The following is a 10989-nucleotide window of genomic DNA, read 5'->3' as shown; positions in this document are numbered from 1 at the left end:
TGTGCCACAAGAGTTTGCGGGGTCAAGCGGGCCGGGGCGGCGTGCGAGATTTTTGGGAAGTAAGGCGAGATTCTACCGCCAAAACGGCGCGTAAAGTGAGTTATCCACAGGGCCCGATCAAAGACCGCCCGCAATCGCCGCCTGTGGATCATCGCCCTAAACTATTGACGACTCAGAGAAAACCGGTTTAAATAGCGGGTTCCGCGAAAACCAATTTTCGAACCACCGGCCATTGCACTTTCAGCGATGCTCGCGCGGTTATTTCTCAACAAGTGAGAGCAACATGAAACGTACCTACCAACCTTCCGTGACGCGCCGTAAGCGCACCCATGGCTTCCGCGTTCGCATGAAGACCGCTGGTGGCCGCAAAGTCATCAACGCACGCCGCGCGAAGGGCCGCAAACGCCTCGCCATCTAAGGCAGGCTGATACGCGGTCAAGCCGAGTGCGCGCTGTGTCCGACACCCGTGACGCTGCGGGAACGGCAGACGCGCCGCATCAGAACGTCGTTCCGTTGCAGGCGTCCGCAGCCTTTCCCAAAGCCGCAAGGCTGCTAAAAACGGATGAATTTTCATCCGTTTTTCGTTTGCGCCCGTGGCGCCGAACGGCTCACTTCGTCGTGTATGCGCGGCCCACGGGCAATGAAGCGCGGCTCGGCCTCGTGATCGGCAAGAAGTATGCGCCGCGCGCGGTCACGCGTAATCTGGTGAAGCGTCTCGCGCGCGAAGCGTTTCGCTTGCGTCGCGCGGAGTTCGGCGGCTGGGACGTGTTGCTGCGCCTGCACGCCAAATTCGACAGGAAGGCGATGCCCAGCGGATCGTCGCCGCCGTTGAAAGCGCTGTGCCGCGGCGAAATCGACGTGCTGCTCGACAAGGCGGCGCGCGAAATCGCCCGTCGCGAAGCACCGGCAGCATCGGCAGGACAGGCGGCCGACACGCCGCCAGCCGCGCCATGAGACCCGCGCAGTCCACACGCGCGGCAGTCTTGCGGCGCTTCTCATCGGGCGGCGCGGTTGGGCCGCACTAGTCATGCAAACGGTACTATTCGCCTTGCTGCGTTTCTACAAGATTGCCGTGAGTCCCATGCTCGGCAATCGGTGCCGTTTTTATCCCTCCTGTTCGGATTACGCGCGCGAAGCAATCCAGTATCATGGCGCCGCGCGTGGTACTTACCTCGCCGCCAGGCGCCTGTGCCGCTGTCACCCGTTTTCGGCGGGCGGCATCGATCTTGTCCCGCCTCCAACTCCTAAGAAGCGCTGACGCGCTGTGCCATCGACACTGAGACAACGCATGGATATCAAACGCACCGTCCTATGGGTCATCTTCTTCATGTCAGCTGTCATGCTGTTCGACAACTGGCAGCGCGACCATGGACGCCCGTCGATGTTCTTCCCGAGCGCGACGCAGACCAAGACGGCAGCTCCCGCTGCGCCGGGTTCGGCGGCGGCGGGAAGCCAACCGGCCGATTTGCCGCAGACGAGCGCCGCGGCGCCCGGCTCGACGGCACCCGCTACACAGCAGGCCCAGCTGGTTTCGTTCAGCACTGACGTCTACCGCGGCCAGATCGACACGCGTGGCGGCACGCTGTCCAAGCTCACGCTGGTCAAGCCGGGCGAGGGCAAGCAGCCCGATCAGGTGATCACGCTGTTCGACCACACGGCCGATCACACGTATCTCGCGCGCACGGGCCTGCTCGGCGGCGACTTCCCGAACCACACCGACGTGTTCACGCCCGTTCCCGGTCAGGCGACCGACATGACGGGCAATACGCTGAAGCTGTCGTTCGAGTCGCCGGAAAAGGGTGGCCTGAAGGTCGTGAAGACCTACACTTTCACGCGCGGCAGCTACGTGATCGACGTCGACACGAAGATCCAGAACGTCGGCACGACGCCCGTCAAGCCGACCGCGTACATGGAACTCGTGCGCGACAGCCAACCTGTCGAAACGCCGCGCTTCTCGCACACGTTCATCGGGCCGGCTGTGTACACGGAGCAGCATCACTTCCAGAAGCTGACGTTCGGCGACATCGACAAGAACAAGGAAGACTACGCAACCTCCGCCGACAATGGCTGGGTCGCGATGGTGCAGCACTATTTCGCGTCGGCGTGGATTCCGCAGCAAGGCGTTAAACGCGATATCTACGTCGAGAAGATCGATCCGTCGCTGTATCGCGTCGGCGTCAAGCAGCCGCTGCAGACGATCGAGCCGGGTAAGACGGTCGACGTCTCCGCGCGTCTGTTCGCCGGTCCGGAAGAAGAGCGCATGCTCGAAGGCATCGCACCGGGTCTGGAACTGGTGAAGGACTACGGCTGGGTGACGATCATCGCGAAGCCGCTGTTCTGGCTGCTCGAAAAGATCCACAGCTACGTCGGCAACTGGGGCTGGGCAATCGTGCTGCTGACGCTGTTGATCAAGGCGGTGTTCTTCCCACTGTCGGCCGCGAGCTACAAGTCGATGGCCCGCATGAAGGAAATCACGCCGCGTATGCAAGCGCTGCGCGAGCGCTTCAAGGGCGATCCGCAGAAGATGAACGCGGCTCTGATGGAGCTGTACAAGACTGAGAAAGTGAATCCGTTCGGCGGCTGTCTGCCCGTCGTGATTCAGATTCCGGTGTTTATTTCGCTCTACTGGGTGCTGCTGTCGTCGGTGGAAATGCGCGGCGCGCCGTGGGTTCTCTGGATTCACGATCTGTCGCAACAAGATCCGTACTTCATCCTGCCGGTGCTGATGGCCGTCTCGATGTTTGTTCAGACGAAGCTCAACCCGACGCCGCCGGACCCCGTCCAGGCCAAGATGATGATGTTCATGCCGATCGCGTTCTCGGTCATGTTCTTCTTCTTCCCGGCAGGCCTCGTGCTGTACTACGTCGTGAACAACGTGCTGTCGATCGCGCAGCAGTACTACATCACGCGCATGATGGGGCAAAAGCGAAAGGCTGCCTGATCAATCGCTCGGATCGGACGGATAATCCTCCAATCCGATTCGATGTAAACGTAAAAAAAACCGCCCGGTTTCAGCCGGGCGGTTTTTTTACGTCTGCGATTTTTTAAGCGTTATCAGCGTCGCCGTAAAACTGCGAGATCAGTTCCTGAACCAGATAGCGATGATGCGGCGTCAGTGATTCGATTTTCGACGCCAGTTCGAGCGTCTCGGGCGAAAGCGGATACTTCTCGCCGCGCGTCAACGGCTTCGGAACATTCCGCGTCGATCCTCCCGGTGAAGGCCCGTAATGCAGCCAATGGACGTCCACTTCGAGCCACGCCGCGAGCGTGCGTAACTTGTCGTCAGTGGGGATCGTGCGGCCGCTCAGCCACTTGTGCACCGTTTGCGGTGACACGGGCTGATCGCCGTGATGGCGCAGATTGAAATGCAATGCGAGATCGGTCCCGCCCTTGAGTTTTTCCGGGGCGCGTCTCATCGCGAACTTGAGTCGCTCGGCAAAAGCCGCTTTTTCTTCGACGGTTGGCATCGGCAGATTGTGCAGTCCGTCGCATCGCAGGTAGACAACTATACACGCTACATTTCATGTGTCTGAGATTTGCCTATCTCGCTACAGGAGCCCATCGGAAGCCCTCGTCAAAAGGTTCCAGAGTCCGCTGTGCGTTGATCTGTAGGGCTTAGACTACACGAAGCGTCCGAATTCCTCTATCTGTGCTTGCAGGAATTTCTTAGCTTAATTGAGATAAATCTGAAACTTCTCGTTCGCGCATGACGACGAGGTCCGTGGGCTAACACCCGAAAGGCCCGCGTTACAATGCCAGGCGTTCAGCGCACGGCCAGTGCGCTACTTTCCTACTCCTCTCTGCCGCTTCCGACATGCTCGCAACCGATTCCGATCCGATCGTCGCCATTGCCACAGCACCCGGCCGCGGCGGGATAGGTGTGGTGCGGATTTCGTTCGGGCGCGCCGGCGAAGCGGCCGCGCAGCCGATGATGCAGGCGCTCACCGGGCAACCCCTGACGCCGCGCCACGCGAGCTACGTCCCGTTTCTTGACGGCGGCGGAAACGCGCTCGATCGGGGCATCGCGCTGTATTTTCCGGCTCCGCACTCCTACACCGGCGAGCATGTGCTCGAGTTGCAGGGGCACGGCGGCCCGATCGTGCTCCAGCTGGTTCTGCAGCGCTGCATCGATGCCGGACGCGCGTTCGGTCTGCGGCTTGCGGAACCGGGCGAGTTCACGCGTCGCGCGTTTCTCAACGACAAGCTCGATCTCGCGCAGGCGGAGGCCGTCGCCGATCTGATCGAAGCCAGCACGGAAGCGGCCGCGCGCTCGGCTGGCCGCTCACTGGAAGGCGCGTTTTCGCGCGATATCCATGCTTTGGTCGAAGAGGTGATCACGTTGCGGATGCTCGTCGAGGCGACGCTCGATTTCCCCGAAGAAGAAATCGATTTTCTCGAAGCCGCCGACGCACGCGGCAAGCTGGCGCGCATCCGCGAACGTCTCGCGCTGGTGCTCAGCGAAGCCCGGCAGGGCGCGCTGCTGCGCGAAGGCTTGTCCGTCGTGCTGGCCGGGCAGCCGAACGTCGGCAAATCGTCGCTGCTGAACGCGCTCGCGGGCGCGGAACTCGCGATCGTCACGCCGATTGCGGGCACGACCCGCGACAAGGTCGCGCAGACGATACAGATCGAAGGCATTCCACTGCATGTGATCGACACGGCGGGGCTGCGTGAGACGGAAGACGAGGTCGAGAAGATCGGTATCGAGCGGACGTGGGGTGAGATCCAGCGCGCCGATGTCGTGCTACATCTGCTTGACGCCCGCTCGGGCATGACCGCCGACGACGATTCGATCGCCGCGCGTTTTCCGATGGGCGTGCCCGTCGTGCGAGTGATGAACAAGACGGATTTGACGGGAATTGCACCGGGCGTCACGCGCTTGAATGGGACGGACGACGGCGATTCGTGCGAGGTTCGCCTGTCCGCAAAAAGGGGCGACGGGATTGACTTGCTGCGTGGCGAACTACTGCGCATCGCGGGTTGGCAAGCCGGCGCGGAAACCGTTTATCTGGCGCGCGAGCGGCATCTGATTGCGCTTAGAGCAGCGCAAGAACATTTGGGGCTCGCCGCAGAACACGCTGATCAGAATGCGCAAGCTCTCGATCTGTTCGCTGAGGAGTTGCGACTGGCTCAGGATCAACTCAATTCGATCACCGGCGAATTCACTTCCGACGACCTGCTCGGTGTAATTTTCAGCAGGTTTTGTATCGGCAAGTAGGTGTCGTCAGATTGGACGTTTAAATGGCTTTACAGCACTTTTATTGAGGCTGGTTTTTGGTACACAAATCTGTAAACTGTGTATCTAATGCACCCTGTGTACCGAACCCGCCAGCATGCCAAAACTCGCGACGCCACTCAGCGAATCTCATATCCGCACCCTGCAGCCGCGCGCCGCGCGCTACAGCGTCGCCGACGGCAACGGTCTCATCCTCGAAGTCATGCCGACCGGAAGGAAGGTCTGGCGCTTCCGCTATACGCTCAACGGGCGTCGACAACCGATGGTCACCATCGGCGACTATCAGCTGATGTCATTGCGCGTCGCGCGAGCCAGAGCGCAGAAGTATGCGGAGATCGTCGGGCAGGGCTTGTCGCCCGTGTCCATAGCCAGACAGGATAGGGGCGCCGAAAAACGCGTCGATGTGCTGCGCGACGGCGCCGAGCTCTACGTGACGTCGGCGATGGCCCGCAAATCCGACGAGTATCGACGCACGACGCAGCGCGCGCTCGACAAGGACATCCTCCCCGCAATCGGGCACAAACCCATCGCGCAGGTCACGACGGAAGATATCCAGTCGATCTGCGACGCAATCAAGAGTCGGGGCGCGCCGCAGATGGCGCTCCACACGCGCAATGTCGCAAAGCGGCTGTTCGCGTTTCTGATCGCGCGGCAGCTCGCGACGGTCAATCCCGCTGATGCCATCGCCGCGCGCACGATCGCGACGCAGGGCGGCCGCTCGCGCGTGCTGACGGGAAGCGAAATCGGCTCGTTGCTGCGTACGATCCATACGTCAAGCATTCGACGGCCTCTGAAGCTCGCGCTCCATCTGCTCGTGCTCACGATGGTCAATAAATCCGAGTTGATCGAAGCGGCGTGGAGCGAATTCGATCTCGACACAGGTGTCTGGACCATTCCCGCCGCGCGTGCGAACAACGGCCGCGAGCGTCGTGTTTATTTGTCGAGTCAGGCGCTGACGATGTTGCGCGAATTACGCGACTCCAGAAGCAGTCGCGACTATGTCTTCCCGTCGACGCGAGGTAGCGACGATCGACCGATTGCAAAGGGCACGCTGAATCAGGCCGCCAAAACGCTTGGGCTGGAGGGCGAACATTTCGTACTCCATGATTTCCGCCGCACGGGGTTGAGTCATTTGCACGATTTGTTGAAATCGGCAGACGGCGACGATGCGTTTGCAGAAGCCAAGAACGCGGTCACTGTGCGCGAGATGCAGCTCTGGGCCGATTACGTCGACGCGCAGGTAGGACAGCAAGCAGGTTCACCGATGCGCATGCGCTGACCCTAAACGCCGACTTATTGGTACACAGCGTCGAATCGCCTGCGCACACAGGCCCGTTCAGCAAGGAAATAGTTGCATTAAAGGAGGTTTTCGATCGATTCACCGTGTAGGTCGACCGGGAGGCGATTTTAAGGTACACACGATTCAATTAATGGGTCTGGATTCCTTATGCAGAAAGTCTTTCCGCGATAAAGCCGTGGTTACGGCCGGAGATCCGTCCCCCGAAACATCACCCGTGCAAAGCTACCTGCTCGACGCCATGCTCGCCGGATACCTCGGGGACAGGCGCCGAGTAGACATCTGAGCCATGCCGGTCGTAGTGATCGAGCCGGAGCAGCAGACTGTCGAGGGCGCACAGTTGGACTTTGGTGAGAGAAGGGGCGTCAAGGAGCGCGTGCAACCTCATGCGCCAGTACTCCGAAGTAAGAATCGTGCCGCCCATGTCCCCAAGCAGCGATGGCCACATGACACGCGAAATGTGCGCGATTTCCTGATCGATCAATCGGTTCATGCCGTCCCCTGTGACGTCTCGACAAGGCCAAAGTTTTTTACATCTGATGATTAACTTTAGCCGGATTTCAGCCAGTCACTACCTATGCAAACAAATAGGTATCCCGGCGATGTCGGGCCACAAACGAACGACATCGCATTGCCTCAAGCGTACGCATGCGCGTCGCATGACAATCGGGGGAACAGAATGATGTTTGGGCGTCAGTTTGATGACGTGATGCACGGGCGAATGAGATGAAGCGCGTCCGCAAAACGACGCGCTGCGAAGAACAGGAAATTCAGGTGAGGAATACAAAACCGGGCGCGCAAAGAACCTAAGCGTCATCCTCCGGCGGCTCGGGCGCGCGCGGCACCGAACCGCAAAGCGAGGTCAACGCGACGCTGACCACGATCAGCGCCAGCATGAATAGCCAGTACTCGGTCCACGAGAAAGAGTAGGCCAACACATCAGCCTCCGTTCGCTCCGGATACCGTCAACCCGTCTAATGATGCAGCAGGCTGCGAATCGGATGCCGCCAGTCCATCCGTCTGTGATGGTCGTCATCGTGCAAGACCTGGCGATGCTCCTGCCAGAGTTCGTCGGAAAACAGAAACGCGACGATGATAAGCGGCACGATCAGAAACGCGCCCAGAATCAGATGCTCGATCACAGTAACCTCCTGATCGATGGAACAGCGACAATTTCATTGTAGGCGTGCTGCCCGTCACTGCGTGTGATCCACCACGCACACCATGTGCGCGATTCGAGTGATGCAAGTAGCGCGCCCGGCGCGTCGCGTTCCGCCGAACAGACGCGCTTACGCTGTCGACTTCTTCCATGCCGCGGCCAGAAGTCCCGCGCCGATCAGCAGCGTGCCTCCTGTGCAGTTGACCCCGCGCTGCACGCGCGGACTGCGGATCGCGCGCCGCGCAGCTGACGCAAGCACGGCATACCCCAACGCATTCAAGGTCCCGAGCGCGACGAAAGTGGCTTCGAAAATCGCAATCTGCGACCACGTGGCGACTTGCGTATCGATGAACTGCGGCACGAACGCCACGAAGAACACGATGCTTTTCGGATTGAGCGCCGTCACCGCATACGCGTGCGCGAAGATCCGGCTCGCGCGGGTCTCCGCTGTGGCCGGCGCGTCGGCCGTCGACACGGGAGCACGCAACAGCTTGATGCCGAGATAGATCAGATACGCTGCGCCGAGCCACTTGAGCGCGGTGAACAGCGTCGCAGACGCGGCGAGAATCACGCCGAGCCCGAGCATCGACGCAGTCATCGACGTGAGGTCGCCGAGCGCGACGCCCGCGGTCGTCACCATGGCAAATCGACGGCCGTGGCCAAGCGCATAAGAAATTACAAGCAGCACGGTAGGTCCGGGAATCGCTACGAGGATCGCGGAGGCGATGGCAAAGGGAAGCCAGTGTGCAAGTGTCATGAAAGTCTCCTGGACCGGACTCGGCGCTTCGGCGCGTCGCTCCGTTCGTGTTTTTGGGCCGATCGATTTATCCACGAACACGGCGTTCGTGCAAGCGCGAGTTTGAGTTTGTTCAGGAAGACGGAGCGCACCGCCCTCAGGCATCTTTTTTATTCCGCATTCGCTTCATTTCGCAACTGTTTTTCATGAGTCGGACGAATGACTTTGTGTGCAATGCATCAATGGCTTAACCATTTATCGCAAACGGTTTAAAAACCCTTTAAGCGTAAACGCTGATCACGTCCGCAAAAGATTATCCACTAAGCCTTTACGCCTTCAATCGCAATTCGCAATCTGCCTAATACCCGCGGAATTACGTCATTAGGGCGGTATCAATTCGTGCTCGAACGCAGTGCGACATTTAGTCACTGTTGCAAGCGCACACAAAATGTGCTTGCCGTTCAAAACGTTACGTCTAGATTAAAAGGCGTGCTTGTTTTCCGGCAGTTAAACACATAGCTAACCTGAGATATACCCCGCAAGGAGGTAACCATGAACAAGCGAGTCGCCATTCTTTTCGCGCTGACGGGTCTATTCGCAGCAGCAGGCGCGCAGGCGCAGGACGTCGTGATCAAGCCCCAGCAAACGGTGCAGTTCAAGGCGAATTCGTATGGCTGCCTGTCGAAGGACAAACTCGACGCCGTCACGCAACACGCGCAAGCCGGCGAGCAACAGCAAATGCAAGAGTTCTTCTCCGGTTATCAGTGCATTTCCACGCCGGAGCATTCGGATTTTCGTGTAGTCCGCGTGGTTGGGCATGACGTCGAATTCGTCAACGCAGGCAATAGCGATACGCAAGGCCTTTGGACCAACGACCGATTCATCAAGCAATAAGCATTTAAAAGTTGGATTGCACCCGACAGAAAATGTCGGGTGAATACAAACATCCCAACGAAAGCATTCCTTTCGTGTCTCAGCATGGCCAGGTTTTAACCTGGCCATCATCGTTTTTCAGCTGACCCTTCGCTCCGACGCTAGCGCGCCGATCGGCTGCGCGAAACCTGTCCACTGATTCCATTCGCTCATCACCCGCGCCCGGCGGCCACATCAGGCTGTCATGCTGCGCCCGCATATTCGGTATCATCACGGTCCCACCTTGCAGCCAGACGCGAAACGCGCGCGATGGCTCGATAGCGCGGACTCGGCACATATGTTGCTGCTTTCAAGGCAAGCGAAAGCAGGAAGGTTGACGCGACAAGGCTTTACGGCCTGACGTCGCGGCAATCCGGCAAATGTGTTTCATCGGCGAGACGCGCGACCGAGGCGCCACCGCTGCAAGGCAGGGGACGATCATGGCACGGTACGCCGACTCTCTATTCACTCTCCGGTCCGCATTCGCGGGACCAGGTTGTAGCATGGCTCTGAAATCGACAATCTATAAGGCTGACCTCCAGATCGCCGACATGGACCGGCACTACTACGCGGACCATTCGCTGACGATCGCGCTGCACCCGTCGGAAACGAACGAACGGATGATGGTCCGCGTCGCCGCTTTCGCGCTGTTCGCGCAAGAGCGCCTCGAATTCTGCAAGGGCCTGTCGGACATCGACGAACCCGATCTGTGGGCCAAGGATCTGACAGGCGCCATCGACACCTGGATCGACGTCGGTCAACCGGACGAACGCCGGATCGCGAAGGCGAGCGGGCGGGCGAACGAAGTGATCGTGATCGCGTATGGCGGCCGGACTTCGGATATCTGGTGGCAAGGCGTGCGCAACAAGGTCGAACGCCTGCGCAACGTGACCGTCTGGACGCTCGGTGAAAACGTCGCGCCGGCGCTGGCCGCGCTGGCCGAACGGACGATGCGACTCCAATGCACAGTTCAGGATCACGCGGCCTGGCTAGGCAGCGAAACCGCCGACGCCGTTCCTGTCGAATGGACGGTGCTCAAGGCTGCGGCGAACGCGCGTCCCGCTGCGCACGGTGGCCGCTGAGCGGTGGTAGTTGCACGCTCTGTGTACCAAAAACCGAGTGCGGCAATCAAGGCTTATCAGCCGGTGGGCCTTTGAGTTCGACCATATTGCCCTCCGGATCGAACAGATACAGCGACGGTCCATAACCATCCGCACCGTAACGCTGCGCCTCTTCGCCGATGCGCACGTCTTGCGCGGCGAACCATGTCTTCAACGCGCCCGCGTCGAAAGGCTCGACGCGCAGGCAAACGTGATCCATGTTTCGCCCCGCGCCGGGCGTACCGCTTTCCGGCCGGTCGATCTTTCCGCCAACCTGCAACAGGTCGATCAACGAGCGTCCCGCGCGCAGCTGAATCAGCCCGATTTCGAGTTGTTCCCTCTCCAGCGTGCAACCGAGTACGTCCTGATAAAAGCGCGTCATCGCGTCGAGATTAGTAGCGCGGATGACGACGTGATCGATATCGAGAATCTGGAATTTCATGGCGCGGCGTCCCGTCTCTGAGGTTCCGATGAAGAGCTCAGTGTAGAAGGAATTGCGCGCGAAGATGGCGACAGCCAGCCGGGGAGCAAAACGATGAGGCAAAAAAAAGC

14 protein-coding genes are annotated in these 10989 nt (G+C 59.8%); 8 read left to right on the top strand and 6 right to left on the bottom strand.

The genetic code is table 11. The features are described from left to right. Positions 1-283 precede the first annotated feature (283 nt). The 4 genes from rpmH to yidC all read left to right on the top strand — a co-directional run bounded on the left by rpmH (position 284) and on the right by yidC (position 2941). The gene (gene rpmH, locus H1204_RS17630) at positions 284-418 is read left to right on the top strand and encodes a 50S ribosomal protein L34 (protein ID WP_004198824.1); all 135 of its coding nucleotides are present in this window, start codon (positions 284-286) and stop codon (positions 416-418) included. A 35-nt stretch (positions 419-453) separates the two neighbouring features. Next, positions 454-954: a ribonuclease P protein component gene (gene rnpA, locus H1204_RS17625; protein WP_035987699.1), complete on the top strand. Its 501-nt coding sequence runs from the start codon at positions 454-456 to the stop codon at positions 952-954. Positions 955-1027: 73 nt separating this feature from the next. Then, positions 1028-1258: a membrane protein insertion efficiency factor YidD gene (gene yidD / locus H1204_RS17620; RefSeq protein WP_007581797.1), complete on the top strand. Its 231-nt coding sequence runs from the start codon at positions 1028-1030 to the stop codon at positions 1256-1258. A gap of 30 nt (positions 1259-1288) precedes the next feature. After that, entirely contained in the window at positions 1289-2941 is a 1653-nt protein-coding gene (gene yidC, locus H1204_RS17615; RefSeq protein ID WP_180729290.1) for a membrane protein insertase YidC, read from the top strand. A gap of 103 nt (positions 2942-3044) precedes the next feature. On the opposite strand, the gene H1204_RS17610 is transcribed toward yidC, so the two are convergent. After that, a complete protein-coding gene (locus H1204_RS17610) occupies positions 3045-3467 on the bottom strand; it encodes a transcriptional regulator (RefSeq protein ID WP_180729289.1) in 423 nt (140 codons plus the stop codon). Between the two features lie 347 nt (positions 3468-3814). Between H1204_RS17610 and mnmE the strand changes: the two genes are divergently transcribed. Beyond that, positions 3815-5215, top strand: a complete 1401-nt coding sequence (gene mnmE / locus H1204_RS17605; RefSeq protein WP_180729288.1) for a tRNA uridine-5-carboxymethylaminomethyl(34) synthesis GTPase MnmE — start codon at positions 3815-3817, stop codon at positions 5213-5215. Between the two features lie 115 nt (positions 5216-5330). Then, entirely contained in the window at positions 5331-6512 is a 1182-nt protein-coding gene (locus H1204_RS17600) for an integrase arm-type DNA-binding domain-containing protein (RefSeq protein WP_180729287.1), read from the top strand. 229 nt (positions 6513-6741) lie between these two features. Here the strand turns inward: H1204_RS17600 and H1204_RS17595 are convergent, their stop codons facing one another. The 4 genes from H1204_RS17595 to H1204_RS17585 form a co-directional block, all read right to left on the bottom strand. After that, a complete protein-coding gene (locus tag H1204_RS17595) occupies positions 6742-7023 on the bottom strand; it encodes a hypothetical protein (RefSeq protein ID WP_180729286.1) in 282 nt (93 codons plus the stop codon). A gap of 313 nt (positions 7024-7336) precedes the next feature. Continuing rightward, positions 7337-7468: a hypothetical protein gene (locus tag H1204_RS52650; protein WP_274608191.1), complete on the bottom strand. Its 132-nt coding sequence runs from the start codon at positions 7466-7468 to the stop codon at positions 7337-7339. A gap of 36 nt (positions 7469-7504) precedes the next feature. Further along, entirely contained in the window at positions 7505-7672 is a 168-nt protein-coding gene (locus tag H1204_RS17590; RefSeq protein ID WP_180729285.1) for a hypothetical protein, read from the bottom strand. A 147-nt stretch (positions 7673-7819) separates the two neighbouring features. After that, on the bottom strand, positions 7820-8446 hold the full coding sequence (locus tag H1204_RS17585; protein ID WP_180729284.1) for a LysE family translocator: 627 nt from the start codon (positions 8444-8446) through the stop codon (positions 7820-7822). 531 nt (positions 8447-8977) lie between these two features. On the opposite strand from H1204_RS17585, the gene H1204_RS17580 reads away from it, so the two are divergent. Beyond that, the gene (locus tag H1204_RS17580) at positions 8978-9319 is read left to right on the top strand and encodes a hypothetical protein (protein WP_007581781.1); all 342 of its coding nucleotides are present in this window, start codon (positions 8978-8980) and stop codon (positions 9317-9319) included. Between the two features lie 521 nt (positions 9320-9840). After that, on the top strand, positions 9841-10419 hold the full coding sequence (locus H1204_RS17575) for a YaeQ family protein (protein WP_180729283.1): 579 nt from the start codon (positions 9841-9843) through the stop codon (positions 10417-10419). Positions 10420-10465: 46 nt separating this feature from the next. Here H1204_RS17575 and H1204_RS17570 read toward each other — a convergent pair whose 3' ends face one another. Then, positions 10466-10879: a VOC family protein gene (locus H1204_RS17570; RefSeq protein ID WP_180729282.1), complete on the bottom strand. Its 414-nt coding sequence runs from the start codon at positions 10877-10879 to the stop codon at positions 10466-10468. Between the last annotated feature and the right edge of the window lie 110 nt (positions 10880-10989).

Origin of the sequence: Paraburkholderia sp. PGU19, from assembly GCF_013426915.1 — a bacterium.
GTDB lineage: Bacteria > Pseudomonadota > Gammaproteobacteria > Burkholderiales > Burkholderiaceae > Paraburkholderia.
This window is presented reverse-complemented; position numbering and strand designations above follow the sequence as displayed.